General features: G+C 70.7%; 22 protein-coding genes and 1 riboswitch. Of the genes, 21 read left to right on the top strand and 1 reads right to left on the bottom strand.

Translation table 11 applies throughout. The features are described 5' to 3' along the window. Window positions 1-186 precede the first annotated feature (186 nt). The 18 genes from GCN81_RS04180 (at window position 187) to GCN81_RS04095 (ending at window position 20,459) form a co-directional block, all read left to right on the top strand. Window positions 187-1,992 carry a DUF5941 domain-containing protein gene (locus tag GCN81_RS04180; RefSeq protein ID WP_156722067.1) on the top strand — a complete coding sequence of 602 codons (1,806 nt, stop codon included), beginning with the start codon at window positions 187-189 and terminating at the stop codon, window positions 1,990-1,992. Beyond that, complete coding sequence (locus GCN81_RS04175; protein WP_156722066.1) at window positions 1,989-2,726, top strand: phosphocholine cytidylyltransferase family protein; 738 nt, start codon at window positions 1,989-1,991, stop codon at window positions 2,724-2,726. The genes GCN81_RS04180 and GCN81_RS04175 overlap by 4 nt, the downstream gene beginning before the upstream one ends. After that, window positions 2,714-3,778, top strand: coding sequence for an iron-containing alcohol dehydrogenase family protein (locus tag GCN81_RS04170; RefSeq protein ID WP_156722065.1), 1,065 nt, complete (start codon window positions 2,714-2,716; stop codon window positions 3,776-3,778). The genes GCN81_RS04175 and GCN81_RS04170 overlap by 13 nt, the downstream gene beginning before the upstream one ends. Continuing rightward, window positions 3,756-4,535 (top strand): CDP-alcohol phosphatidyltransferase family protein, encoded by a 780-nt coding sequence (locus tag GCN81_RS04165; RefSeq protein WP_156722064.1) that lies wholly within the window; start codon window positions 3,756-3,758, stop codon window positions 4,533-4,535. The genes GCN81_RS04170 and GCN81_RS04165 overlap by 23 nt, the downstream gene beginning before the upstream one ends. Window positions 4,536-4,576: 41 nt before the next feature. Next, on the top strand, window positions 4,577-5,422 hold the full coding sequence (locus GCN81_RS04160) for a glycosyltransferase family 2 protein (RefSeq protein WP_156722356.1): 846 nt from the start codon (window positions 4,577-4,579) through the stop codon (window positions 5,420-5,422). 95 nt (window positions 5,423-5,517) lie between these two features. Continuing rightward, entirely contained in the window at window positions 5,518-6,474 is a 957-nt protein-coding gene (locus tag GCN81_RS04155) for an ABC transporter permease (protein WP_156722063.1), read from the top strand. Further along, window positions 6,467-7,246, top strand: coding sequence for an ABC transporter ATP-binding protein (locus tag GCN81_RS04150; RefSeq protein ID WP_156722062.1), 780 nt, complete (start codon window positions 6,467-6,469; stop codon window positions 7,244-7,246). Before GCN81_RS04155 ends, GCN81_RS04150 begins: the two co-directional genes overlap by 8 nt. A gap of 282 nt (window positions 7,247-7,528) precedes the next feature. After that, window positions 7,529-8,488 carry a squalene synthase HpnC gene (gene hpnC / locus GCN81_RS04145; protein WP_156722061.1) on the top strand — a complete coding sequence of 320 codons (960 nt, stop codon included), beginning with the start codon at window positions 7,529-7,531 and terminating at the stop codon, window positions 8,486-8,488. Next, window positions 8,485-9,435 (top strand): presqualene diphosphate synthase HpnD, encoded by a 951-nt coding sequence (gene hpnD / locus GCN81_RS04140; protein ID WP_197287467.1) that lies wholly within the window; start codon window positions 8,485-8,487, stop codon window positions 9,433-9,435. Before hpnC ends, hpnD begins: the two co-directional genes overlap by 4 nt. Window positions 9,436-9,562: 127 nt before the next feature. Continuing rightward, complete coding sequence (gene hpnE, locus GCN81_RS04135) at window positions 9,563-11,095, top strand: hydroxysqualene dehydroxylase HpnE (protein WP_231626362.1); 1,533 nt, start codon at window positions 9,563-9,565, stop codon at window positions 11,093-11,095. Beyond that, window positions 11,092-12,240 carry a polyprenyl synthetase family protein gene (locus GCN81_RS04130; protein WP_156722059.1) on the top strand — a complete coding sequence of 383 codons (1,149 nt, stop codon included), beginning with the start codon at window positions 11,092-11,094 and terminating at the stop codon, window positions 12,238-12,240. The genes hpnE and GCN81_RS04130 overlap by 4 nt, the downstream gene beginning before the upstream one ends. A gap of 124 nt (window positions 12,241-12,364) precedes the next feature. After that, entirely contained in the window at window positions 12,365-14,443 is a 2,079-nt protein-coding gene (gene shc, locus GCN81_RS04125; RefSeq protein ID WP_231626360.1) for a squalene--hopene cyclase, read from the top strand. Further along, entirely contained in the window at window positions 14,443-15,102 is a 660-nt protein-coding gene (locus GCN81_RS04120; RefSeq protein ID WP_156722058.1) for a phosphorylase family protein, read from the top strand. The genes shc and GCN81_RS04120 overlap by 1 nt, the downstream gene beginning before the upstream one ends. A gap of 5 nt (window positions 15,103-15,107) precedes the next feature. Beyond that, window positions 15,108-16,136 (top strand): adenosyl-hopene transferase HpnH, encoded by a 1,029-nt coding sequence (gene hpnH / locus GCN81_RS04115; RefSeq protein ID WP_156722057.1) that lies wholly within the window; start codon window positions 15,108-15,110, stop codon window positions 16,134-16,136. Between the two features lie 63 nt (window positions 16,137-16,199). Beyond that, window positions 16,200-18,134: a 1-deoxy-D-xylulose-5-phosphate synthase gene (dxs, locus tag GCN81_RS04110; protein WP_156722056.1), complete on the top strand. Its 1,935-nt coding sequence runs from the start codon at window positions 16,200-16,202 to the stop codon at window positions 18,132-18,134. After that, a complete protein-coding gene (locus tag GCN81_RS04105; RefSeq protein WP_156722055.1) occupies window positions 18,131-19,582 on the top strand; it encodes an aspartate aminotransferase family protein in 1,452 nt (483 codons plus the stop codon). The genes dxs and GCN81_RS04105 overlap by 4 nt, the downstream gene beginning before the upstream one ends. Window positions 19,583-19,648: 66 nt before the next feature. Next, on the top strand, window positions 19,649-20,332 hold the full coding sequence (locus GCN81_RS04100; protein WP_156722054.1) for a helix-turn-helix domain-containing protein: 684 nt from the start codon (window positions 19,649-19,651) through the stop codon (window positions 20,330-20,332). A 1-nt stretch (window position 20,333) separates the two neighbouring features. Continuing rightward, a complete protein-coding gene (locus tag GCN81_RS04095) occupies window positions 20,334-20,459 on the top strand; it encodes a DUF6126 family protein (protein ID WP_156722053.1) in 126 nt (41 codons plus the stop codon). 37 nt (window positions 20,460-20,496) lie between these two features. Here the strand turns inward: GCN81_RS04095 and GCN81_RS04090 are convergent, their stop codons facing one another. Next, window positions 20,497-21,291, bottom strand: coding sequence for a tyrosine-protein phosphatase (locus GCN81_RS04090; RefSeq protein ID WP_197287466.1), 795 nt, complete (start codon window positions 21,289-21,291; stop codon window positions 20,497-20,499). A 428-nt stretch (window positions 21,292-21,719) separates the two neighbouring features. Further along, window positions 21,720-21,875: riboswitch (cyclic di-AMP (ydaO/yuaA leader) on the top strand. 4 nt (window positions 21,876-21,879) lie between these two features. Between GCN81_RS04090 and GCN81_RS04085 the strand changes: the two genes are divergently transcribed. From GCN81_RS04085 to GCN81_RS04075, 3 genes are all read left to right on the top strand, one after another. Beyond that, window positions 21,880-22,818, top strand: coding sequence for a M23 family metallopeptidase (locus GCN81_RS04085; protein ID WP_156722051.1), 939 nt, complete (start codon window positions 21,880-21,882; stop codon window positions 22,816-22,818). A gap of 202 nt (window positions 22,819-23,020) precedes the next feature. Then, a complete protein-coding gene (locus GCN81_RS04080) occupies window positions 23,021-23,815 on the top strand; it encodes an SGNH/GDSL hydrolase family protein (RefSeq protein WP_156722050.1) in 795 nt (264 codons plus the stop codon). Window positions 23,816-24,042: 227 nt separating this feature from the next. Then, window positions 24,043-25,281, top strand: coding sequence for an MBL fold metallo-hydrolase (locus GCN81_RS04075; RefSeq protein WP_231626358.1), 1,239 nt, complete (start codon window positions 24,043-24,045; stop codon window positions 25,279-25,281). Window positions 25,282-25,532: the final 251 nt, after the last annotated feature.

Below are 25,532 nucleotides of genomic sequence, written 5' to 3'. Positions count from 1 at the left end.
TCAACGATGATGCCCCGGGCCCCCGCGCACTGGCATACGCAGATGGTCCGCCCGTAAACAGGCGGTGAACGAAGGCTTCCGTACATCCGATAGCCTCCCGACATGCCGCCCGGCCGCTCGTGAACCGGGGGATTCCCTCGCACATGCCCGGCGCCGCCGCGTCGGCCCCCCAAGGAGTGAGTTCGTCTGTCGACCGCCATCCTCACCGGTACTCCGGTTCCCGGCTCGTCGCTTGAGGGCGACCTGAGGGAACTGGGCTTCGACGTGCGGGTCGCGTCCGGCGCTGCGGAGACCGAGACGCTGCTCGCCGCGGCCGCCATGGACGAGCGGGTCGCGGTGGTCGACGCCGACTTCGTGGGGCATGTGCACGCACTCCGGGTCGGCCTGACCGACCCACGCTTCCCCGCCAGCGCCATCCCCGGCGCGGTCTCCGTCCAGGCCCCGGCCCGACAGGCGCTGACCCGCGCGCTGCGCGCGGCGACCCAGGCGGACGGCTCCGCCGTCGCGGTCCACACGCTCGCCGACCGCGTCGCCGAGGAACTGGCCGCCACCGGCACCGACGTACACCATCCCGAACTCGGCTCGCTGGTCGCCACCGTGCCCACCGACCCGCAGTCCCGCAACGAGGCCCGCCAGGCCGTCGCGTCGGTCGACGACGAGGCGGTACGGCTGCGCGGCGCGGTCAAGTCCCGGGACGGCTTCTTCACGACGTACTGCATCAGCCCGTACTCGCGCTACCTCGCCCGCTGGTGCGCCCGCCGAGGCCTCACCCCGAACCAGGTCACCACCGCCTCGCTGCTCACCGCGCTGATCGCGGCCGGATGCGCGGCGACCGGTACCCGGACCGGCTTCGTCGCCGCCGGAGTGCTGCTGCTCTTCTCGTTCGTCCTGGACTGCACCGACGGGCAACTGGCCCGCTACTCGCTCCAGTACTCGACGATGGGCGCCTGGCTGGACGCCACCTTCGACCGCGCCAAGGAGTACGCCTACTACGCGGGCCTCGCGCTCGGCGCGGCCCGCGGCGGCGACGACGTATGGGCGCTGGCGCTCGGCGCGATGGCGTTGCAGACCTGCCGTCATCTCCTGGACAACGCCTTCAACGAGGCGAACCACGACTCGGCCGCGAACACGAGCCCGACCGCCGCCCTGTCGGACAAGCTGGACAGCGTCGGCTGGACGGTCTGGCTGCGCCGGATGATCGTGCTGCCGATCGGCGAGCGCTGGGCCCTCATCGCCGTGCTCACGGCCGTCACCACCCCGCGTATCACGCTGATCGTCCTGCTCGTCGGCTCGGCGTTCGCCGCCTGCTACACCACCGCCGGACGCCTGCTGCGCTCGCTGACGCGCAGGGCCACCCGCACCGACCGGGCGGCGCGGGCGCTCGACGACCTCGCGGACTCCGGCCCGCTCGCGCAGCTCATCAGCACAACGCTCGGCGTACGGGTTCCGGCCCGGGCCTACGCGCCCGTCGCCCTGGCCGCGCTCGGCACGCTGTGCCTCGGCTGGAACGTGCTGGCCGGCGGAAACCGCGCCGCCGTGGTCGGAGCCGTCGTCTACGCCGTGTGCGCAGGCCTGGCCGTCGCCCGCCCCCTCAAGGGTCCCCTCGACTGGCTCGTCCCGCCGCTGTTCCGCGCCGCCGAGTACGGCACCGTCCTCGTACTCGCCGCCCACGCGGAGGTGAACGGGGCCTTGCCAGCGGCTTTCGGACTGGTGGGCGCTGTCGCCTACCATCACTACGACACGGTGTACCGCATCAAGGGGGGCACCGGCGCGCCGCCGCACTGGCTGGTGCGGGCGATCGGCGGGCACGAGGGCAGGACACTGCTGGTCGCAGTCGCTGCCGCCGTGCTGTCGGCTCAAGTTTTCACCGTCGCGCTCACGGTCTTCGCCGTGGCCGTGGCACTTGTGGTGCTCGCTGAGAGCATCCGCTTCTGGGTTGCCGCCGCGAGACAGGGCGCACCCGCCGTACACGATGAAGGAGAACCCGCATGATCGGCCTCGTGCTGGCGGCCGGCGCCGGACGGCGTCTTCGCCCCTACACGGACACCCTGCCCAAGGCACTGGTGCCCGTCGATGGTGACACCACCATCCTCGACCTGACGCTCGGCAACTTCGCCGAGATCGGTCTGACCGAGGTCGCGATCATCGTCGGCTACAAGAAGGAGGCCGTCTACGAGCGTCAGGCGGCCCTGGAGGCGAAGTACGGCCTCAAGCTCACCCTGATCGACAACGACAAGGCCGAGGAGTGGAACAACGCCTACTCCCTGTGGTGCGGCCGCGACGCGATCAAGCACGACGTGATCCTCGCCAACGGCGACACCGTGCACCCGGTCTCCGTCGAGAAGACCCTGCTCGCCGCCCGTGGCAACGGCCAGAAGATCATCCTCGCCCTCGACACGGTGAAGCAGCTCGCCGACGAGGAGATGAAGGTCATCGTGGACCCGGCCAAGGGTGTCCAGAAGATCACCAAGCTGATGGACCCGGCCGAGGCGACCGGTGAGTACATCGGCGTCACCCTGATCGAGGGCTCCGCCGCGGACGAGCTGGCCGACGCGCTGAAGACCACCTTCGAGCGCGACCCCGACCTCTACTACGAGGACGGCTACCAGGAGCTCGTGAACCGCGGCTTCACGGTGGACGTGGCGCCGATCGGCGACGTCACGTGGGTCGAGATCGACAACCACGAGGACCTGGCCAAGGGGCGGGAGATCGCGTGCCAGTACTGACCCGGCTGATGCCGAGCCCGGTTGTCGTCGACATCCGGGCCGGCGCGCTGGACGATCTGGCCGCGATCCTGACGGACCAGCGCATCGCCCCCACGGGCAAGCTGGCCTTCGCGATCAGCGGCGGCTCGGGGAAGGCGCTGCGTGAGCGCTTCGCGCCCGCGTTCCCCGGGGCCGACTGGTTCGACGACGCCGACGGCACCATCGACGGCGCCGTCAAGCTGGCCGAGTCGATCAAGAAGGGGGGCCGCTACGACGCGGTGGTCTCCCTCGGCGGCGGCAAGGTCGTCGACTGCGCGAAGTACGCCGCGGCGCGGGTGGGGCTGCCCCTCGTCGCCGTCGCGACGAACCTCGCTCACGACGGGCTGTGCTCCCCGGTCGCCACGCTGGACAACGACGCGGGGCGCGGTTCGTACGGTGTGCCGAACCCGATCGGCGTCGTGATCGACCTGGACGTCATCCGCGATGCCCCGGCACGCTTCGTGCGGGCCGGTATCGGTGACGTCATCTGCAAGATCTCGTGTGTGGCCGACTGGGAGCTGTCCCACCGGGAGAACGGCGAGCAGGTCGACGGCCTGGCCGCCGCCATGGCCCGCCAGGCCGCTCAGGCCGTACTGCGCCACCCCGGCGGCATCGGCGACGACGGCTTCCTCACCGTGCTCGCCGAGGCGCTGGTGATGTGCGGTCTGTCCATGTCCGTGGCGGGCGACTCCCGCCCGGCCTCGGGCGCCTGCCACGAGATCAGCCACGCCTTCGACCTGCTCTTCCCCAAGCGCAACGCGCTGCACGGTGAGCAGTGCGGCTTCGGCGGCGCGTTCGCCACGTATCTGCGCGGCGACCTCGAGACCGCGGGGGAGATGACGCAGACCCTGCGCCGCCACGGTCTGCCGGTGCTGGCGAGCGAGATGGGCTTCACCGACAAGGACCTCGTCGAGGCGGTGAAGTTCGCCCCCCAGACGCGTCCGGGCCGCTACACGATCCTCGAACACCGCAACCTGTCCACCGACCAGATCAGGGACGCATACGCCGACTATGCAAAAGCCATCGGTAGCTGAGCTCCGTCCGGTCGTTCACCCCCCGGGTGTGAAGGACCGGCGGAGCGGCGAGCACTGGGCCGGCCGGCTCTACATGCGCGAGCTCTCGCTGCGTGTGGACCGGCACCTGGTGAACACACGGATCACGCCCAACCAGCTGACCTACGTGATGACCGTCGCGGGCGTACTCGCCGCCCCGGCCCTGCTGGTGCCCGGGATCACCGGTGCCCTGCTCGGCGTGCTGATGGTCCAGCTCTACCTGCTGCTCGACTGTGTGGACGGCGAGGTCGCCCGCTGGAAGAAGCAGTTCTCCCTCGGCGGGGTGTACCTGGACCGGGTCGGCGCGTACCTGTGTGACGCGGCGGTTCTGGTCGGCTTCGGGCTGCGCGCCGCCGACCTGTGGGGCGAGGGACGGATCGACTGGCTGTGGGCCTTCCTCGGTACGCTCGCCGCACTCGGCGCCATCCTGATCAAGGCGGAGACCGACCTGGTCGGCGTCGCCCGCCACCAGGGCGGGCTGCCGCCGGTCAAGGAGGCGGCGTCCGAACCGCGCTCGTCCGGTATGGCGCTGGCGCGCAAGGCCGCCGCGGCGCTGAAGTTCCACCGGCTCGTCCTCGGGGTCGAGGCGTCGCTGCTGATCCTCTTCCTGGCGGTCCTGGACATGGTCAGAGATGACCTGTTCTTCTCCCGCCTCGGCGTCGCCGTGCTGGCCGGAATCGCCCTGTTGCAGACCGTGCTGCACCTGGTGTCCATCCTCGCCTCAAGCAGGCTCAAGTGAGTACGCACAAGCCGCTCAAGGTCGGCGCGGTGATCATCACCATGGGGAACCGCCCCGACGAGCTGCGCGCCCTGCTCGACTCGGTCGCCAAGCAGGACGGCGACCGGGTCGAGGTGGTCGTGGTCGGCAACGGCTCCCCGGTCCCCGAGGTCCCCGCGGGCGTACGGACCGTCGAGCTGCCGGAGAACCTCGGCATCCCCGGCGGCCGTAACGTCGGCATCGAGGCCTTCGGACCCGGCGGCCAGGACGTGGACGTCCTGCTCTTCCTGGACGACGACGGGCTGCTCCCGAACACCGACTCCGCCGAACTCTGCCGCGAGGCCTTCACCGCCGATCCGCGGCTGGGCATCATCAGCTTCCGTATCGCCGACCCGGACACCGGCGAGACCCAGCGCCGCCACGTCCCCCGGCTGCGGGCATCGGACCCGATGCGCTCCTCGCGCGTCACCACCTTCCTGGGCGGCGCGAACGCCGTACGGACCCGGGTGCTGGGCGAGGTCGGCGGACTGCCCGACGACTTCTTCTACGCCCATGAGGAGACCGATCTCGCCTGGCGCGCCCTGGACGCGGGCTGGCTGATCGACTACCGCTCCGACCTGGTGCTGAACCACCCGACGACGGCCCCGTCCCGGCACGCCGTCTACCACCGGATGGTCGCCCGCAACCGCGTCTGGCTCGCCCGCCGCAACCTCCCCGCCCCGCTGGTCCCCGTCTACGTCGGTGTCTGGCTGCTGCTCACCCTGGTCCGGCGCCCCTCGCGGCCCGCGCTCAAGGCGTGGTTCGGCGGTTTCAAGGAGGGCTGGACCACGCCGTGTGGGCCCCGGCGCCCCATGAAGTGGCGTACGGTGTGGCGGCTGACCCGGCTGGGCCGACCTCCTGTCATCTGACAAGCTCGTGTCTGAGAGCATTCGGGCCACCACCCCCTGGCCCCGGTTTGCCGTGCGCGAACCGGTAGCGCATCTGAAGACGAAAGTTTCCACTTGTGAGTGAGACAACGCATGATGGCGGTGTCGCGGTGACCATGCCACCGTCGCCCGATGACGGGCTCTCCGGCGCCGAGTTGGCCGCCAAGTACGGGCTGAGCCAGTCCGGTGCCCGGCCCGGACTCGTCGAGTACGTCCGCCAGCTCTGGGGACGGCGTCACTTCATCCTTGCCTTCTCGCAGGCCAAGCTCACCGCCCAGTACAGCCAGGCGAAGCTCGGCCAGCTCTGGCAGGTGGCGACGCCGCTGCTGAACGCGGCCGTGTACTTCCTGATCTTCGGCCTGATCCTGGGGGCCAGGGACGGGGTACCGCCCGGTGGGAAGGAGGGGAAGGCGAACTACGTACCCTTCCTGGTCACCGGCGTCTTCATCTTCACGTTCACCCAGCAGTCGGTGATGGCGGGCGTCCGCTCCATCTCGGGGAACCTGGGCCTGGTGCGGGCCCTGCACTTCCCGCGGGCCTCGCTGCCGATCTCCTTCGCACTGCAGCAGCTCCAGCAGCTGCTCTATTCGATGATCGTGCTGCTGGTCGTGCTGCTGTCCTTCCAGCAGTTGCCGACCTGGCGGTGGCTGCTGGTGGTGCCGATCCTGGCGCTGCAGTTCGTCTTCAACTCCGGCCTCGCACTGGTCTTCGCCCGGCTCGGCAGCAAGATGCCGGACATGGCACAGCTCATGCCGTTCGTGCTGCGTACGCTGATGTACGCGTCCGGCGTGATGTTCCCCCTGCACTACATGCTCGTGAACCGGGCGCAGGCTCCGCTGTGGCTTGCCGACCTGATGCAGATGAACCCCGTAGCCGTGTTCATGGACCTCATGCGCTTCGCCCTGATCGACGGCTACACGCTCAATGACATCGCGCCGCATGCCTGGTGGCTCGCGGTCAGCTGGACGATCCTCGCCGGTGTCGTGGGCTTTGTGTACTTCTGGAAGGCAGAGGAGCGGTACGGCCGTGGCTGATGAGATCCAGGACGCACACGTCCCCACCGTCATCGCGGACGACCTGCACATCGTCTACCGCGTCAACGGAACCAGGGCCGGCAAGGGCAGCGCCACCGCGGCCATGAGCCGCATCTTCAAGCGTGGCGAGGAGCGCGGCGTACGCAAGGTGCACGCCGTCAAGGGCGTCTCCTTCGTCTCGTACCGTGGCGAGGCCATCGGCCTGATCGGCTCGAACGGCTCCGGCAAGTCCACGCTGCTGCGGGCCATCGCTGGGCTGCTGCCCGCCGAGAAGGGCAAGGTCTACACCGACGGCCAGCCCTCACTGCTGGGCGTGAACGCGGCACTGATGAACGACCTGACCGGCGAGCGGAACGTGATCCTCGGTGGGCTCGCGATGGGCATGACACGCGAGCAGATCAGGGCGCGCTACCAGGAGATCGTCGATTTCTCGGGAATCAACGAGAAGGGCGACTTCATCACCCTCCCGATGCGCACCTACTCCTCCGGTATGGCCGCCCGTCTGCGCTTCTCCATCGCGGCCGCCAAGGACCATGACGTCCTCATGATCGACGAGGCGCTGGCCACCGGCGACCGCAAGTTCCAAAAGCGCTCCGAGGCCCGCATTCGCGAGCTGCGCAAGGAGGCCGGAACGGTCTTCCTGGTCAGCCACAACAACAAGTCGATCCGGGACACCTGCGACCGGGTGCTGTGGCTGGAGCGCGGCGAACTGCGGATGGACGGCCCCACTGACGAGGTTCTCAAGGAGTACGAGAAATTCACCGGTAAGTAGGCCGGAAAGCCGCTGCCCCGCCGGTATCCACTGGCGGGGCCTTTCCTTGGTCAACTACGCTCCGCGCCGGGAATGTTGACAGGATTCGGTATGTCGTTGTGATCTGCGGAACACCCCACTCGCACCATTGGGGACCGGACAACGTAAGCTGGGTCAGTCAGCGGCGTGTCCGAAATGGGGCGTATTGGGTCTGCGGTGTAGAACGGGAGATATGACGGCAATGGCTACGGACGACTCCCAGCTCCGCGAGGCTTGCGCCGTCCGCGGCACAGGCAGCCCACGATGACCGGAGACCGGGTGGCGGGAGAGCGGGCAGCGGGCTCCGGCGTCCAGACGCGCGCGACGCTCGACAAGGCCGCCCAGGAGAACTTCCCGGTGGCCCCCTTCTTCCTGCCGCGCGCCTGGCGCGCCGACCTGATCGCCGTGTACGGCTTCGCCCGGCTGGTCGATGACATCGGCGACGGCGACCTCGCCCCCGGCGGGGCCGACGCCCGCGCGCTGGGCGTGGACCCTGAGATCGTCGGCGGCACGGCGCGTTCCAGCGCCGCCGAGAGCGGGGCGGACCGACTGGCGATGCTGGACGCCTTCGAGGCAGACCTGTACCGGGTCTTCGAGGGCTCCGAAGGACCCCGGCACCCTCTGCTGCGGGCCCTGCGGCCGACCGTACGCCGCTGCCAGCTGACCCCCGAGCCCTTCCTCGCCCTGATCGAGGCCAACCGCCAGGACCAGCTGGTCAGCCGGTACGCGACCTACGACGACCTGCTGGCGTACTGCGAACTCTCCGCCAACCCCGTCGGCCGGCTCGTGCTGGCGATCACGGGCACCGCGAGCCCCGAGCGGGTCCGCCGCTCCGACGCGATCTGCACGGCGCTGCAGATCGTGGAGCATCTGCAGGACGTCAGCGAGGATCTGGGCCGGGACCGGATCTATCTCCCCGCTGAGGACATGAAGCGCTTCCAGGTCACCGAGGCCGATCTCGCCGCCCGCACGGCGGGCGCGTCCGTCCGCGCCCTGGTCGCCTACGAAGCGGAACGCGCCTGGCGCCTGCTGAATGAAGGGACCCCGCTGGTGGGTAGCGTGCACGGCAGGCTCAGACTGCTCCTCGGCGGGTTCGTGGGCGGGGGGCGCGCGGCCCTGCGGGCGATTGAGGCCGCGGGACACGACGTACTGCCGGGACCGCCGAAGCCCACCAGGACGCGGCGGTTGCGCGAAGTGGGCGCGGCGCTGCGAGGCGAAGGGTGAACAGGGCAGTGGAGGGGAAGACGCAGGTGTCCGCACCGGTGCAGGCCGCGTACAGCTACTGCGAGGCCGTGACCGGCCAGCAGGCACGCAACTTCGCGTACGGCATCCGGCTGCTGCCAGCGGCCAAGCGGCGCGCGATGTCGGCCCTCTACGCCTTCTCGCGGCGCGTGGACGACATCGGCGACGGCGAACTGGCCCCGGAGGTCAAGGCCGCCCGTCTGGAGGACACCCGCGCGCTGCTCGACCGGGTGCGCGCGGGCGCCGTACAGGAGGACGACACCGATCCGGTCGCCGTCGCCCTCAGCCATGCCGCCACCGAGTTCCCCATCCCGCTCGGTGGGCTCGACGAACTCATCGACGGCGTGCAGATGGACGTCGCTGGCCGTACCTATGAGACCTGGGACGACCTCAAGGTCTACTGCCGCTGTGTCGCGGGCGCCATCGGGCGGCTCTCGCTTGGTGTGTTCGGCACCGAGCCCGGCGCACGGAACGCCGAGCGCGCTCCCGAGTACGCCGATACGCTCGGTCTGGCGCTCCAGCTCACGAACATCCTCCGGGACGTACGCGAAGACGCCGAGGGCGGGCGCGTCTATCTGCCCGCCGACGACCTCGCCAAATTCGGCTGCTCCGCCGGGTTCGCGGGTTCCGAGCCCCCGCAGGGCGCCGACTTCGCGGGGCTGGTCCACTTCGAGGTACGGCGGGCCCGTGCGCTGTTCGCCGAGGGCTATCGGCTGCTGCCGATGCTGGACCGGCGGAGCGGTGCCTGTGTGGCGGCCATGGCCGGGATCTACCGGCGCCTGCTCGACCGGATCGAACACGAGCCGGAGGCCGTCCTGAGCGGCCGGGTCTCCCTCCCGGGCCGGGAGAAGGCCTTCGTGGCGGTGCGCGGTCTCACCGGCTTCGACGCCCGGCACATCTCCCGGCAGTCCGCGCGGAGGCTGTCATGAGAGCCCTCCAGCCAGCGGCACGGCCACATCTCCGTAACCGGTGCGCAACCCTCCGCCGCCGCACCGCGTCCCTGACGGCGACGCCCCGCCGAGCGACCGCCGACGGCAGGGCCGAGGGGGAGGGCGCATGACCAGCGACCAGATGCCACCCAACGACATGCCGCTCCCGGCCGCCACGCGGCCCCCGGCCCCCGCCGGTGTGGCCGCGACCCGGCCGCGGGTGTCAGCCGGGCGGGCGGACGCGGGTGAGCGGCACGGTGATCCGTCGGGTTCGGCGGCCGCCGTGGTGGTCGGGGGTGGGCTCGCTGGGATCACCGCGGCGCTCGCGTTGGCCGACGCGGGGGTGCGGGTGACGTTGCTGGAAGGGCGGCCGCGGCTGGGTGGGCTCGCCTTCTCGTTCCCGCGGGGGGACCTCACCGTCGACAACGGCCAGCATGTGTATCTGCGGTGCTGCACCGCCTACCGCTGGTTCCTGGACCGCGTGGACGGCGCCGCCCTCGCGCCGTTGCAGGACCGCCTCGACGTGCCGGTACTCGACGCGGCGGGCACGCCCGCCGGACGTGGGACACGGCGTGGGGCACGGCTTGGGCGGCTGCGCAGGACCGCGCTGCCCGTACCGCTGCACCTGGCCGCGAGCCTGTCGACGTATCCGCATCTCTCGCTCGCGGAGCGGGCCAGGGTGGGGCGCGCCGCCCTCGCGCTGAAGAGCCTCGACCTGGCCGATCCCGCCCTGGACGACCAGGACTTCGGCAGCTGGCTGGCCCGCCACGGCCAGTCGCCGCGCGCCGTCGAGGCCCTCTGGGACCTGGTCGGCGTCGCCACCCTGAACGCCACGGCGGGCCAGTCGTCGCTGGGGCTCGCCGCCATGGTCTTCAAGACCGGACTGCTCTCGGAGCCCGGCGCCGCCGACATCGGCTGGGCGCGGGTACCGCTCGGCGAACTGCACGACACCCTCGCCCGCAAGGCCCTGGACAAGGCCGGCGTACGGACGGTGACCCGCGCCCGGGTCACCGGTGTCTCCCGTACGGAGGAGGGGCGCTGGCGCGTCGACACCGGCGACGAGCGGCTGGACGCGGACACGGTCGTGCTCGCCGTACCGCAGCGCGAAGCCCATGGCCTGCTCCCCGAAGGGGCGCTCGACCACCCCGACGCGCTCCTGGACATCGGCACCGCGCCGATCCTGAACATCCACGTCGTCTACGACCGCAAGGTCCTGCGGCGGCCCTTCTTCGCCGCGCTCGGCAGCCCGGTCCAGTGGGTCTTCGACCGCACCGACGCCTCGGGTCTTGACGGTGGCGGCCAGTACCTCGCCCTGTCCCAGTCCGCCGCACAGGACGAGATCGACGCACCCGTCGCCGCCCTGCGCCAGCGCTACCTGCCGGAGCTGGAGCGGCTGCTGCCCGCGGCCCGTGGCGCCGGGGTGCGGGACTTCTTCGTCACCCGGGAGCGGACAGCGACGTTCGCCCCCACGCCCGGTGTGGGCCGACTCCGGCCCGGCGCTCGCACCAGGGCACCCGGCCTGTATCTGGCCGGCGCGTGGACGGCCACCGGCTGGCCCGCGACCATGGAGGGCGCGGTACGCAGCGGCAGCCAAGCCGCCCAGGCCGCGCTGAGCGTACTCGGTCGCCCCCACGACCATGTTTTCCAGGAGGCGGCATGAGGAGCAGTACCCGTACCGGATCAACCGGGTCAACCGGACCAAGAGGAGAAAGTGTGCCGTCAGTGCCTTCGGCCACCACGGCCACCGCGGCCAGCGACACCACGGCCAGCGACACCGCGGACGTGACCGCGCTGCTTGAGCGCGGCCGGGCCATGGCCACGCCGGTGCTGCGCGCCGCCGTGGACCGGCTCGCGCCGCCCATGGACACCGTGGCCGCCTACCACTTCGGCTGGATCGACGCCGAGGGACGGCCGTCCGCGGGCGACGGCGGCAAGGCCGTACGGCCCGCACTCGCCCTGCTCTCCGCTGAGGTGGCCGGAGCGGCGCCCGAGGTGGGCGTCCCCGGCGCGGTCGCCGTGGAACTCGTCCACAACTTCTCGCTGCTGCACGACGACCTGATGGACGGCGACGAACAGCGCCGCCACCGGGACACCGTCTGGAAGGTGCACGGCCCGGCCCAGGCGATCCTGGTCGGCGACGCCCTGTTCGCCCTGGCCAACGAGATCCTCCTGGAGATCGGCACCGTCGAGGCGGGCCGCGCGACCCGGCGCCTGACCACCGCGACCCGCGCCCTGATCGACGGCCAGGCCCAGGACATCTCCTACGAGCACCGCGAGCGCGTCTCCGTCGTGGAGTGCCTGGAGATGGAGGGCAACAAGACCGGCGCCCTGCTGGCCTGCGCGGTCTCCATCGGCGCGGTGCTCGGCGGCGCCGACGACCACACCGCGGACGTCCTGGAGAAGTACGGCTATCACCTCGGCCTCGCCTTCCAGGCCGTGGACGACCTGCTCGGCATCTGGGGCGACCCGGAGGCCACCGGCAAGCAGACCTGGAGCGACCTGCGCCAGCGGAAGAAGTCGCTGCCCGTGGTGGCGGCGCTCGACGCGGGCGGCTCGGCCTCCCAGCGCCTCGCGGAGCTGCTCGCGGCCGACGCCAAGAGCACGGAGTTCGACTCCTTCTCGGAGGAGGAGTTCGCCGCCCGCGCCGCCCTTATCGAGGAGGCCGGTGGCCGCGAGTGGACGGCCCAGGAGGCCCGCAGGCAGCACACCGTCGCCATCGAGGCGCTGGACGCCATCGATATGCCGGACCGGGTACGGGCCCAGCTGGTGGCGCTCGCCGACTTCGTCGTCGTACGGAAGCGATAACCGCCATGGACTCGATACGCACTTCCTCAGGGGGTGACCGCACGGCCCCCTAGCAGTCGTACCGGTGCCGTTCGCGTCGGCCGACCGCAGACCCAGCAGAGGACCACTGCACGAAGGGGAAGCCATGACAGCGACGACCGACGGAAGCACCGAGGCCCCGCCGCCCGGTGCGCCATCGGCCAGCGAGGCCGCCGCCGCGGGCCTGGCTGCGCACGCATCCGCGGATCAGCCGGGGGAGCAACCGGGGGAGCGGGCGCTGGGTCAAGCGCCAGGCCAAACGCCGGGTGAGGCACCAGGCGAAACGCGGGGTCAAGCGCCGGATCAGGCCGCGCGGCGGGCCACCGAGCGGGCGATCGACTATCTCCTCACCCGCCAGGACAGCGCGGGATGGTGGAAGGGCGACCTGGAAACCAACGTCAGCATGGACGCCGAGGACCTGCTGCTGCGTCAGTTCCTCGGCATCAGGGACGAGAAGACCACCCAGGCCGCCGCGCTGTACATCCGCGGCGAGCAGGGCGCGGACGGCGCCTGGGCCACCTTCTACGGCGGCCCAGGTGACCTGTCCGCGACCATCGAGGCCTATGTGGCACTGCGCCTGGCCGACGACGCACCGGACGCCGCGCACATGGCGAAGGCCTCCGCCTGGATCAGGGCGCACGGCGGCATCGCCGCCAGCCGGGTCTTCACCCGGATCTGGCTGGCCCTCTTCGGCTGGTGGAAGTGGGACGATCTGCCCGAACTCCCACCGGAACTCCTCTACGTACCGAAGTGGGCGCCGCTCAACATCTACGACTTCGGCTGCTGGGCGCGGCAGACGATCGTGCCGCTCACCATCGTCTCGGCCAAGCGCCCGGTACGCCCCGCGCCGTTCCCGCTCGACGAACTGCACACCGACGCGCGCGACCCGAACCCGGCCAGGGGCCTGGCCCCGATGGCGAGTTGGGACGGGATCTTCCAGCGGCTCGACAAGGCCCTGCACGTCTACCACAAGGTGGCGCCGCGGTGGCTGCGCAAGGTGGCCATGGACGCGGCCGCACGCTGGATCATCGAGCGGCAGGAGAACGACGGCTGCTGGGGCGGCATCCAGCCACCCGCCGTGTACTCGGTCATCGCCCTGCACCTGCTCGGCTACGACCGCGACCACCCCGTACTGCGCGAAGGCCTCGCCTCGCTGGACCGCTACGCGGTGTGGCGCGAGGACGGCTCCCGCATGATCGAAGCCTGCCAGTCCCCGGTCTGGGACACCTGCCTGGTCACCATCGCACTCGCCGACGCCGGAGTACCCGCCGACCACCCGCAGTTGGTGCGCGCCGCCGACTGGATGCTGGGCGAGCAGATCGACCGGCCGGGCGACTGGGCCGTACGCAGACCGGGCCTGGAGCCCGGCGGCTGGGCGTTCGAGTTCCACAACGACAACTACCCCGACATCGACGACACCGCCGAAGTGCTCCTCGCGCTACGCCGGGTCAAGCATCCCGACCCGGCACGCGTCGAGGCGGCCATCGCACGCGGTGTCCGCTGGACCCTGCACATGCAGTCCAAGAACGGCGCCTGGGGAGCCTTCGACGCCGACAACACCAGCACCCTCCCGAACCGCCTGCCGTTCTGCGACTTCGGTGAAGTCGTCGACCCGCCCTCAGCCGACGTCACCGCGCATGTCGTGGAGATGCTCGCCTACGAGGGCCAGGCACACCACCCGCGGACCCGCCGCGGAATCGCGTGGATGCTGGCCGAACAGGAGGCGGACGGCTCCTGGTTCGGCCGCTGGGGCGTCAACTACCTGTACGGAACGGGGTCCGTGGTGCCCGCCCTGATCGCGGCGGGACTGCCCGCCGCGCACCCGGCCATCCGGCGCGCGGTCGCCTGGTTGTACTCCGTGCAGAACGACGACGGCGGCTGGGGCGAGGATCTGCGCTCCTACCAGGACCCCGGCTGGGTGGGGCGCGGCGAGTCCACCGCGTCACAGACCGGCTGGGCACTCCTCGCGCTACTCGCGGCGGGGGAGCGGGAGTCCCCGTCCGTCAGGCGGGCGGTGGGCTGGCTCGCCGAGACCCAGCGCCCGGACGGTTCCTGGGACGAGCCGTACTTCACCGGCACCGGCTTCCCCTGGGACTTCTCCATCAACTACCACCTCTACCGGCAGGTCTTCCCGCTCACCGCGCTGGGCCGGTATCTGCACGGGACCGGCCACAAGGAGGGCTGATGGGCAGCGCCAGCAAGGACCGCGCGCCCACGGGCCCGCTGCTGATCGCCTGCGCGCTCGGCATCGAGCGCCTGGCCCTGCGCGGCGCCGACCGTGGCAGCGTCCCGGACGGCCCGGTCACCGTGCTGCGTACCGGCATGGGCCCCAAGGCCGCCGAGCGCGCCGTCACGCGCGCGTTCGGTGACCACGCCCTGCGGGACGCGGCCGTCATCGCCACCGGGTTCTGCGCGGGCCTGGCGCCCGGAATGCACCCCGGTGACCTGGTGGTCGCCGAGGAGACCCGATCCCCAGGCGGCGGCAGCACCGCCTGCGTCGGCACCGAGCTGCTGGTGAAGGCGCTGGCCAGCGCGGTGCCCGGACGGACCGTGCACACCGGCCCGATGACCGGTTCCGACCATGTCGTACGCGGCCAGGAGCGCGCGGAGCTGCTGGCCGGAGGTTCGATCGCGGTGGACATGGAGTCCGCCGCCACGTTGCACAGCGCGCTGCGCTCAGGACCCCGCCCGGTTGCGGCCGTACGAGTGGTCGTGGACGCTCCAGAGCATGAACTCGTCCGCATCGGCACGGTCCGCGGTGGAATATCAGCCTTCCGTGTCCTGCGTGCCGTACTTCCCGCATTCTACGAATGGCACCGTTCCTCGCTGCTCCCCCGGAGGTGAGCTAGATGGCCATGCCGCTTCGCCAGTCCATCAAGGTTGCGACGTACCTCTTCGAACAGAAGCTCCGCAAGCGTGACAAGTTCCCCCTGATCGTCGAGCTGGAACCGCTCTTCGCCTGCAATCTCGCGTGCGAGGGCTGTGGGAAGATCCAGCACCCGGCCGGGGTGCTCAAGCAGCGGATGCCGGTCGCGCAGGCCGTGGGCGCGGTGCTTGAGTCCGGGGCGCCGATGGTGTCCATCGCCGGTGGTGAGCCACTGATGCACCCTCAGATCGACGAGATCGTGCGGCAGTTGGTAGCCAGGAAGAAGTACGTCTTCCTCTGCACCAACGCCATGCTGCTGCGCAAGAAGATTGAGAAGTTCACGCCTTCCCCGTACTTCGCGTTCGCCGTGCACATCGACGGGATGCGGGAGCGCCACGACGAGTCCGTGGCGAAGGAAGGCGTCTTCGACGAGGCGGTGGCGGCCATCAAGGAGGCCAAGGAGCGCGGTTTCCGGGTCACCACCAACTCGACGTTCTTCAACACGGACACCCCGCAGACCATCATCGAGGTACTGAACTTCCTCAACGACGACCTGCAAGTCGACGAGATGATGCTGTCGCCCGCCTACGCGTACGAGAAGGCGCCGGACCAGGACCATTTCCTCGGTGTCGACCAGACCCGGGAACTCTTCAAGAAGGCCTTCGCTGGAGGCAACCGGCGGCGCTGGCGGCTCAACCACTCGCCGCTGTTCCTCGACTTCCTCGAGGGCAAGGTCGACTTCCCGTGCACCGCCTGGGCCATCCCCAACTACTCGCTCTTCGGCTGGCAGCGGCCCTGCTATCTGATGAGCGACGGGTACGTGCCCACCTACCGCGAACTGGTCGAGGAGACCGACTGGGACAAGTACGGCCGCGGCAGGGACCCGCGCTGCGACAACTGTATGGCCCACTGCGGCTATGAGCCGACGGCCGTACTGGCCACCATGGGGTCGCTCAAGGAGTCGCTGCGCGCCGCCCGCGAGACCTTCGTGGGGAACCGACCCGGGAACTGAGCGCGTAACCACGCGAGAGAACGCGGTAGCGCGAGAGAACGGCGACGAGGGAGGGGGCCGATCATGGCGATTCTGGGGACCATCCGGGGGCCACACGACCTGAAGGCGCTCAGCGACCAACAACTCGACGAACTCGCCGACGACATACGGGAGTTCCTGGTCCAGGCGGTCGCCCGCACGGGCGGTCACCTGGGCCCCAACCTGGGCGTGGTGGAGCTGTCCATCGCCCTGCACCGGGTCTTCGACTCACCGGTCGACCGCCTGGTGTGGGACACCGGCCACCAGAGCTACGTACACAAGCTGCTCACCGGGCGGCAGGACTTCTCCAAGCTGCGCGCCAAGGGGGGCCTGTCCGGCTATCCGTCACGCGAGGAGTCCGCCCACGACATCGTCGAGAACAGCCACGCCTCCACCGCGCTCGGCTGGGCGGACGGCCTGGCCAAGGCCCATCAGGTACGGGGCGAGGCGGGCCATGTCGTGGCCGTCATCGGCGACGGCGCGCTGACCGGCGGCATGGCCTGGGAGGCGCTCAACAACATCGCCGCCGCCAAGGACCGGCCGCTGATCATCGTCGTGAACGACAACGAACGTTCCTACGCCCCGACGATCGGCGGCCTCGCCAACCACCTGGCGGCCCTGCGTATGACCGACGGCTATGAGCAGGTGCTGGCCTGGGGCAAGGACGTACTGCGGCGCACCCCCGTGGTCGGCCAGCCGCTGTACGGGTCGCTGCACGGCGCCAAGAAGGGTTTCAAGGACGCCTTCGCACCGCAGGGGTTGTTCGAAGACCTGGGGCTGAAGTACGTGGGACCTATCGACGGGCACGACCTCGGGGCCGTCGAGTCGGCCCTGCGCCGCGCCAAGCGCTTCGGTGGCCCGGTCCTGGTGCACTGCCTCACCGAGAAGGGGCGCGGCTACGAGCCCGCTCTCGCCGATCACGCCGACCGCTTCCACACCGTAGGCGTGATGGACCCGCTGACCTGCGAGCCGCTCGCACCGTCGGGCGGGCCGTCCTGGACCTCGGTGTTCGGCGACGAGATCGTGGCGATCGGCGAGGAGCGCGAGGACGTCGTGGCCATCACGGCGGCCATGCTGCACCCGGTGGGCCTCACGCAGTTCGCCGAACGGTTCCCCGACCGCGTCTGGGACGTCGGGATCGCCGAGCAGCACGCCACCGTGTCCGCCGCCGGGCTCGCCACGGGCGGTCTGCACCCGGTGGTCTCCGTCTACGCCACTTTCCTGAACCGCGCCTTCGACCAGCTGCTCATGGACGTCGCGCTGCACCGGTGCCCCGTCACCTTCGTGCTGGACCGGGCCGGTATCACCGGTGTCGACGGCGCCTCGCACAACGGCATGTGGGACCTCTCCATACTCCAGGTCGTACCGGGGCTGCGGATCGCGGCGCCACGGGACGCGGAGCAGCTGCGCGCCCAGCTGCGCGAAGCCGTCGATGTGCGGGACGCGCCCACCGTGATCCGGTTCCCCAAGGAGTCCGTCGGCCCCGAGATCCCGGCACTCGACCGCGTCGGCGGCATGGACGTACTGCACCGGGCGGCCGACCCCGAGGTGCTGCTGGTCGCGGTGGGCGTGATGGCGCCCGTCTGCCTCCAGGCGGCCGAGCTGCTCGCGGCCCGGGGGATCGGCTGCACCGTCGTCGACCCGCGCTGGGTCAAACCTGTGGACGCCGCGCTGCCCCGGCTCGCCGAGCGGCACCGGCTGGTGGCTGTCGTCGAGGACAACAGCCGTACCTCCGGTGTGGGCGCCGCGGTCGGCCTGGCGCTGTCCGACGCGGAGGTGGACCTGCCGCTGCGGATCTTCGGCATCCCCGACCAGTTCCTGGCACACGCCAAGCGGGGCGAGGTACTGGCCGACCTCGGACTCACGCCGGTGGACATCGCGGGGCGGATCGGCGCCACGCTCCGGCGCGGCGACGGGGGCCGGGAGAACGACGCGGGTGGGGGTCAGGAGAACGACGCGGGTAAGGAGAACGACGTATGACGACCGCCGAGTCGGCCAGCCCGTCCGCACGCGAGGAACGCGAGGACCACGAGGAACGCGAAGAACGCGAGGGATTCGACCTGCGCGCCCTCCTGGCCGAACGCGGAGCGGAGCGCTACGAGCTGCACGCCAGGCACCTGAACCACCAACTGCCGCGCATGCTGCGCACCATCGGCTTCGACAGGGTCTACGAGCGGGCCGAGGGCGCGCACTTCTGGGACGCCGAAGGCAACGACTACCTCGACATGCTCGCCGGGTTCGGGGTGATGGGGCTTGGCCGTCACCACCCCGTCGTACGCAAGGCGCTGCACGACGTCCTGGACGCCTCGCTCGCCGACCTCACCCGGTTCGACTGCCAGCCGCTGCCGGGCCTGCTCGCCGAGCGGCTGCTGGCCCACAGCCCGCACCTGGACCGGGTGTTCTTCGGCAGCAGCGGTACGGAGGCCGTGGAAACCGCCCTGAAGTTCGCCCGCTACGTCACCGGCAAGCCCAGGATTCTGTACTGCGCGCACGCCTTCCACGGGCTGACCACCGGCTCGCTTTCGGTGAACGGCGAGGCCGGGTTCCGTGACGGGTTCGCCCCGCTGCTGCCGGACACGGCCGTCGAGCTCGGTGACCTCGCGGCGCTGGAGCGGGAGCTGAAGCGCGGGGATGTGGCGGGCCTGATCGTCGAGCCGATCCAGGGCAAGGGCGTGCACGAGGCGCCGCCCGGCTACCTGCGCGCCGCCCAGGAACTGCTGCACCGGCACCGGGCCCTGCTGATCGCCGACGAGGTGCAGACCGGCCTCGGCAGGACCGGCGACTTCTACGCCTACCAGCACGAAGAGGGCGTGGAGCCCGACCTGGTCTGTGTGGCGAAGGCGCTCTCCGGTGGATATGTGCCGGTCGGGGCGACCCTCGGCAAGGACTGGATCTTCAAGAAGGTCTACTCGTCCATGGACCGGGTGCTGGTGCATTCCGCCAGCTTCGGCTCCAACGCGCAGGCGATGGCGGCGGGCCTCGCCGTCCTCTCGGTGCTGGCGGACGAGCAACTCGTCCCGCATGCCAGAGCCGTCGGCACGCTGCTGCGGTCGCGGCTCGCCGCGCTGGTCGACCGCTATGAGCTGCTGCACGAGGTGCGGGGCCGTGGCCTGATGATCGGGATCGAGTTCGGCAGGCCCTCGTCGCTGGCGCTGCGCGGCCGGTGGGCGGCGCTGCAGGCCGCGCGTAAGGGGCTGTTCGCCCAGATGGTGGTCGTACCGCTGCTGCACAAGCACCGGATTCTCACGCAGGTCTCCGGCGACCACCTGGAGGTGATCAAGCTGATCCCGCCGCTGATCGTCGATGAGGCGGACGTGGACCGGTTTGTCGCGGCCTTCACGTCCGTCATGGACGAGGCGCACAGTGGGGGTGGGCTGATGTGGGAATTCGGCAGGACGCTGGTGAAACAGGCGGTGGCCCACCGCTGAGGCTGGTGGTTTTGCCTCCTAGGCAAGAAATTTGCCCATGAGGTAAGGCTCTGGCTCAATCACGATATGAGTACTGCCGATCCAGCAGGCCCAGCAGGCCCAGCAGGCCCAGCAGGCCCAGCAGGCCCAGCCGAGCCGGGCGCGGCGGCCGGGCTGCCCGCCGTGGCCCCGCAGCTGCGGGCCCTCAGGCGCCGCGCCTCGCTCACCCTGGAGGCCGCGGCCGCCGCCGCCCAGCTGTCGCCCGCCCACCTCTCCCGGCTGGAGACCGGGCAGCGGCAGCCGTCGCTGCCGATGCTGCTCGCGCTCGCCCGTACCTACGGCACCACCGTCTCGGAGCTGCTCGGGGAACGCGTCGCCGACCGGGACGCGGTGCTGCGCGGGGACGCCCAGGACGCGACCGAGGCGGGCGGCTGGACGTACCGGCAGGCGGGGGCCCCGGGGCGGGGGATGCAGGCGCTGCGGGTGTGGGTGCCGCACGGGGTGCAGGGCGATCTCGTACGGGTGCATCCCGGCGAGGAGTGGCTGTATGTCCTCACCGGGACGCTGCGGCTGCGGCTCGGGGACGCGGCGCATCTGCTGCGGCCCGGTGACAGCGCCCACTTCGACTCGCTGACCCCGCACCGGATCACCGCCGCCGACCACGCCGGGGCGGAGCTGCTGTTCGTCCATACCCTGCTGCAGAGCCCCACGGCCGCGCTGTGCCTTGGCACGGCCGTGGGCCACCGGATCACCGGATCAGAGGAGACGTGACATGACATCCATGGAGGACAAGTTCCCGCGTGGACTCTGGGTGCGGCTGATCATCTACGTGGCGGTCGGTCATGTCTTCGCCGCCTTCGTCTACCTGCTCTTCACGTTGGGAGCGCAGAACCAGTAGAGCGTGCGCGCGTCTGTGCGTGCGTGTGTGCGCAGGGTCAGTCGACCAGGCGCGCGCGGAGCCGCTCGCGCGTCTCAGGCGTCACCCGCAGTCCGTCCTCCAGGTAGCGGTCCACGGAGCCCCAGGTCTGCTCGATCGTGTCGAAGGCCGCCTCCAGGTACTCGGCACGGGCGTCGAAGAGTGGGCTGAGCAGGGCCACGACCTCGGGCGACATGGCGTTGTGCCCGTTGCCACGGTGCATCTTGTAGCGGCGGTGGGTGGCGTTCGACTCCAGATAGTCGGCGACGATCGCGCCGTGCTCGACGCCCACGGCGAGCAGGGTGACGGCGATCGACAGGCCCGCGCGGTCCTTGCCCGCCGCACAGTGCATCAGCGCGGGCACGCTGTCCTCGGCGAGGGCGTGCAGCACCCGGCTGTGCTCGGCGGTCCGTTCCTTGATGATCATGCGGTACGTGTCGGTCATCCGGGCCGCGGCCTGTCCGTCGGCCAGGGTCGCGCGCAGCTCCGCCAGCTCGCCGTCCCGGACCATCTTCCAGAACTCCGCGCCATCGGCGGGGTCGGTCAGCGGCAGGTTTACGTTCCGCACGCCGGGGAGGTCGACGTCGGGGCCTTCGAGCTGCTGGTCCGCGGCGTTGCGGAAGTCGAAGATCGTGTGCAGACCGAGCGAGGCCAGGAACGCGGCGTCCTCCCCGGTGGCGTGCGCGAGGTGGCCGCTGCGGAAGAGTCGGCCAGCCCGTACCCGTCTCCCGTCCACGGTCGGCAGCCCGCCCAGGTCGCGGAAATTGCGCACTCCGGCCAGCTCGGGCTCGGTCGACGGGACCTGCTGCGTCACGGGGGCTCCTCCCATTCAGCCGCCGGCGCTGCTCGCCCGCGGGGGGCGTATTCGACGATACGACATTGATACGACATCGATGCCTGCCACAACCACCTGTCCCGGCGTGACGCTGATGTGCCAGCTGCACCCTTAGCGCCTTATGTCTGATTCAGGTCGTTCGCCATAACTAGCCCTGGAATAGCGGCATGTGGCCTCTCGCTGGTGAGCGGGATCATATTCGTGACGGTCTGTGCCGACGCTCCCGTCCCAATTACCCGCCGATATACGGACGGTGGAACTCCGCCATCGACGCTGTGTTACGGGAATTCATTAAATGGATCAGCTGTCGCGCATGGGGCGGGAATTGACTGCTTGTCTCCGCGCATCCCGCTCGTCTACGGTCGCCGACGTCTGGGTGGACGCCCAATCCTGCCGCCGTCCGGACATCCGCAAACCCACCCGTCCACGGCAGGAGCGGGGGACCCACGGTAGAACGCCGTTCCGGGACTCCGGAGCGGCTTGGGGTGAAGCCGCGCGTCAGCGCGGCCGGGCATCTCCAGTCCGAACCCGACAGCTCACCTCGCAGGCGCCGGAGAGGAATTCGCCATGCCCGCGAAGGGTAAGCACCGCCGTCCCAAGTCCACCCGGATCAGCCGCCAGTTCGCCGTTGTCGGCACCGGTGGCGCCGCACTCGCGCTGCCGCTGTTCGCCGCCAACAGCGCGCAGGCGGCACCCGCCGCCGCTCCGGCCAGCGCCCCGGCCGTCACTCCGCAGGCTGCTCCGGCCGCCGCCCCCGCGGCCGCGCCGCAGGCCGCCGCCCACAAGACGTACTCCGTGGTCCCGGGTGACTCCCTTTCCCGTATCGCCGACCGCCAGGACGTCGACGGGGGTTGGAAGAAGCTGTACGCGGAGAACCGCTCGGTCGTCGGCGACGACCCCGGGCTGATCCTCCCGGGCATGAAGCTGAAGCTGGCTGGAGCCGCCGCCTCGTCGAGCGCCCCGGCCAAGACCGAGGCGAAGACCGAGGCCAAGGCCCAGCCCAAGGCCAAGGCGCAGCCCAAGGCCAAGGCGAAGGCGCAGCCCAAGAGCCAGCCCAAGCCCCAGGCCAAGACCGCCGCCAAGGCGCAGACCGCCACGACCTCGGGCTTCACCGCCCCGGTCGCGGGAGGCGTCTCCACCGCGTACCGCGCGTCGGGCGCCATGTGGTCCAGCGGCTACCACACCGGCACCGACTTCGCGGCCCCCACCGGCACGCCCATCAAGGCCGTCGGCGCGGGCACCGTCGTCTCCGCTGGTTGGGCGGGCTCGTACGGCAACGAGGTCGTCATCCGGCACGCCGACGGCCACTACTCGCAGTACGCCCACATGTCGTCGCTCGGTGTCTCCGCTGGCCAGAGCGTGAGCGGCGGGCAGCAGATCGGCCTGGTCGGTTCCACCGGCAACTCCACCGGACCGCACCTGCACTTCGAGATCCGGACCGGCCAGGGCTACGGCTCGGACGTCGACCCGCTGGCCTACCTGCGCTCGCACGGCGTCAGCATCTGACCCAAGGCAGCCACGCGCCCGTACGGGCGGCCAACCGCGACGGCCGGAACCCCTGCCAGGGGTCCCGGCCGTCGCGCCACTTCGCGTACGTCTGTCTGTCTATTCCTGCTGGGGCACATCGTTGTCGGTGGCATATCTCACCCACCGTCAAGGCCTGGCTACGGTCGCGTAGGTCACACCCATGGGTGAAAGATAAGTCGACGTGGCACACGATTCGACTTCCCTCATCCGCAGTGACGCATTCGGGTCGTACGTGGCTGTCGGTGACAGCTTCACCGAAGGCGTCGGGGACCCCGGCCCCGACGGCACCTACGTCGGCTGGGCCGACCGGCTCGCCGTCCTGCTCGCGGACCGGCACCCCGAACACTCCTTCCGCTACGCCAACCTCGCGGTGCGCGGCAAGCTCCTCGACCAGATCGTCGACGACCAGCTGCCCCGGGCCAAGGAGCTCGCCCCGACGCTGGTGAGCTTCTGCGCGGGTGGCAACGACATCATCCGGCCCGGCAGCGACCCCGATGACGTCGCCGAACGCTTCGAGCGCGCCGTCGCCGACCTCACGGGCGTGGTCGACACCGTGCTGGTGACCACCGGGTTCGACACTCGGGGCGTTCCCGTACTGCGCCATCTGCGGGGCAAGGTCGCCACGTACACCGCGCATGTCCGCGCCATCGCCGACCGCTACGGCTGCCCGGTGCTCGACCTGTGGTCGCTGAAATCCGTCCAGGACCGGCGGGCCTGGGACGACGACCGGCTGCACCTCTCCGCCGAGGGCCACACCCGGGTCGCCCTGCGGGCCGCCCAGGTGCTTGGCCTGGAGGTACCCGCCGACCCCGACCAGCCGTGGCCGCCGCTGCCGCCGCGCGGGGCCCTGGAGGACCGGCGCGACGACATCCAGTGGGCGCGCGAGTATCTGGTGCCCTGGATCGGGCGCAGGCTGCGTGGCGAGTCATCGGGTGATCACCTGTCGGCGAAGCGGCCTGACCTGGCGCCGCTGTAGCCCGCAGGATCAGCGTGAGCTTGACGTACGCGCCTCACCCAGACGGCCGACGCGGTCCGTGACGCCATCGCGAGGCCAGCGCCACACACGGCTCGCGGAATCCCTGAGGCCTCTGCCACGTTGAGCAGGGCATAGCCGGGCACAGCGGCGTGGGATCTGTTCACCAGCCCGCGCTGTCAGTGCTGGTGCACATAATGGAGATCCTGAACCACCCACCAGGAGGTGCCGTGACGGCCAAGCGTTCGCGTTCTCCGCGCTCCGGGCTTCGCTCGCTGCGAACCGAGGCCTTCGGCGCGGACGCGAAAGGTGAGCGGCTCGAGCGCATCCGCCGCTCGCCGAACTTCGCCCAGGGACGGTTCCAGAATCCGGTCGGGACGACGGTCCGTCCCGACGGGTCGATGCTGGAGTTCGCCAAGCGGTACTTCCGCAAGGAAGAGCGTGCCCTCCGGGCCCCCACCGGCCCGGTGCCGGTGCACGCCACCACACTCGCCGACCTGGCCAAGCCACCGGCGAGCGGACTGCGGCTGACCTGGATGGGCCACTCCAGCGTGCTGGCCGAGATCGACGGCAAGAGAGTCCTCTTCGACCCGGTGTGGGGCGAGCGCTGCTCGCCCTTCGCCTTCGCCGGGCCCAAGCGGCTGCACCCGGTACCGCTGCCGCTGGCCGCCCTCGGGCCCGTAGACGTCGTCGTCATCTCCCACGACCACTACGACCACCTTGACCTCCCGACGATCAAGGCCCTGGCCAGTACGGACACCGTCTTCGCCGTACCGCTCGGCGTCGGCGCCCACCTGGAGCACTGGGGCGTCAGCGCCGACCGGCTGCGCGAGCTCGACTGGCAGGAGAGCACCAAGGTCGCCGGTCTCGAACTGACCGCGACCCCGGCCCGGCACTTCTGCGGCCGCGGTCTGCGCAATCCGCAGCAGACCCTGTGGGCCTCCTGGGTCGTCTCGGGCGACAGCCACCGGATCTACCACAGCGGGGACACCGGATACTTCCCCGGCTTCGCGGACATCGGCGCCGAGCACGGCCCGTTCGACGCGACGATGATCCAGATCGGCGCCTACAGCGAGTTCTGGCCCAAGAACCACACGGACCATACGCCGCTGCCCGGCGCCTGGCCAGACATTCACATGACGCCCGCCCAGGGGATACAGGCCCACCTTGACCTGCAGGGAGGCGCCCCGACCGGCGTGCTGCTGCCGATCCACTGGGCCACCTTCAGCCTGGCCGCGCACGCGTGGGCCGAGCCCGGGGACTGGACGAGGGATGCCGCCGAAGAGGCCCGCCAGGCGGTCGCTTTCCCACGCCCTGGTGAGCCGTTCGAGCCCGCGGGGAAGCTGCCTGAGGAGCCGTGGTGGCAGGGGGTGTCGGGTCCGATCGCGCGCCCCTGGCGTCGTTCCCGGGGCATCGAGGTCGCGACCGAGGCGCGCAGCGGCGATCTCGACCTCGCGGGCGAGCGGTGACGTCGATCGGCGACGACCTCGCGGAGGTCGTACGGATGCCGAGTGCGGGCGTCGCTCAGACGTTCGTGCCGTTGTCGACTTCGAAGGGGTCGTCGCGTGTCGCGGTGCGAAGGGGCAGCGTGGCCCGCTGAAGCACGGCTTCGCGCGGGCTGGTGGTGAGCCCTCGCCCGTCATGGGGCAACGCCGTCCCAGGCCCGTTCCCAGCACGAGGCCGCGACCGGTCCCCTGTTCCGGTCGCGGCCTCGCTGGTG

It is taken from the genome of Streptomyces apocyni (assembly GCF_009739465.1).
GTDB lineage: Bacteria > Actinomycetota > Actinomycetes > Streptomycetales > Streptomycetaceae > Streptomyces > Streptomyces apocyni.
The sequence above is the reverse complement of the archived record's forward strand: the minus strand, read 5'-3'. Positions and strand labels throughout refer to the sequence as shown.

Excerpts from the sequence above, each read along its gene's own strand:
- GCN81_RS04130 (WP_156722059.1), top strand. The coding sequence starts at position 11,092 with ATGAGGAGCAGTACCCGTACCGGATCAACCGGGTCAACCGGACCAAGA.
- GCN81_RS04095 (WP_156722053.1), top strand. The coding sequence starts at position 20,334 with ATGACATCCATGGAGGACAAGTTCCCGCGTGGACTCTGGGTGCGGCTG.
- hpnC (WP_156722061.1), top strand. The coding sequence starts at position 7,529 with ATGACCGGAGACCGGGTGGCGGGAGAGCGGGCAGCGGGCTCCGGCGTC.
- GCN81_RS04165 (WP_156722064.1), top strand. The coding sequence starts at position 3,756 with ATGCAAAAGCCATCGGTAGCTGAGCTCCGTCCGGTCGTTCACCCCCCG.
- hpnH (WP_156722057.1), top strand. The coding sequence starts at position 15,108 with ATGGCCATGCCGCTTCGCCAGTCCATCAAGGTTGCGACGTACCTCTTC.
- dxs (WP_156722056.1), top strand. The coding sequence starts at position 16,200 with ATGGCGATTCTGGGGACCATCCGGGGGCCACACGACCTGAAGGCGCTC.
- shc (WP_231626360.1), top strand. The coding sequence starts at position 12,365 with ATGACAGCGACGACCGACGGAAGCACCGAGGCCCCGCCGCCCGGTGCG.
- GCN81_RS04120 (WP_156722058.1), top strand. The coding sequence starts at position 14,443 with ATGGGCAGCGCCAGCAAGGACCGCGCGCCCACGGGCCCGCTGCTGATC.
- GCN81_RS04100 (WP_156722054.1), top strand. The coding sequence starts at position 19,649 with ATGAGTACTGCCGATCCAGCAGGCCCAGCAGGCCCAGCAGGCCCAGCA.
- hpnE (WP_231626362.1), top strand. The coding sequence starts at position 9,563 with ATGACCAGCGACCAGATGCCACCCAACGACATGCCGCTCCCGGCCGCC.
- GCN81_RS04085 (WP_156722051.1), top strand. The coding sequence starts at position 21,880 with ATGCCCGCGAAGGGTAAGCACCGCCGTCCCAAGTCCACCCGGATCAGC.
- GCN81_RS04175 (WP_156722066.1), top strand. The coding sequence starts at position 1,989 with ATGATCGGCCTCGTGCTGGCGGCCGGCGCCGGACGGCGTCTTCGCCCC.
- GCN81_RS04105 (WP_156722055.1), top strand. The coding sequence starts at position 18,131 with ATGACGACCGCCGAGTCGGCCAGCCCGTCCGCACGCGAGGAACGCGAG.
- GCN81_RS04160 (WP_156722356.1), top strand. The coding sequence starts at position 4,577 with ATGGGGAACCGCCCCGACGAGCTGCGCGCCCTGCTCGACTCGGTCGCC.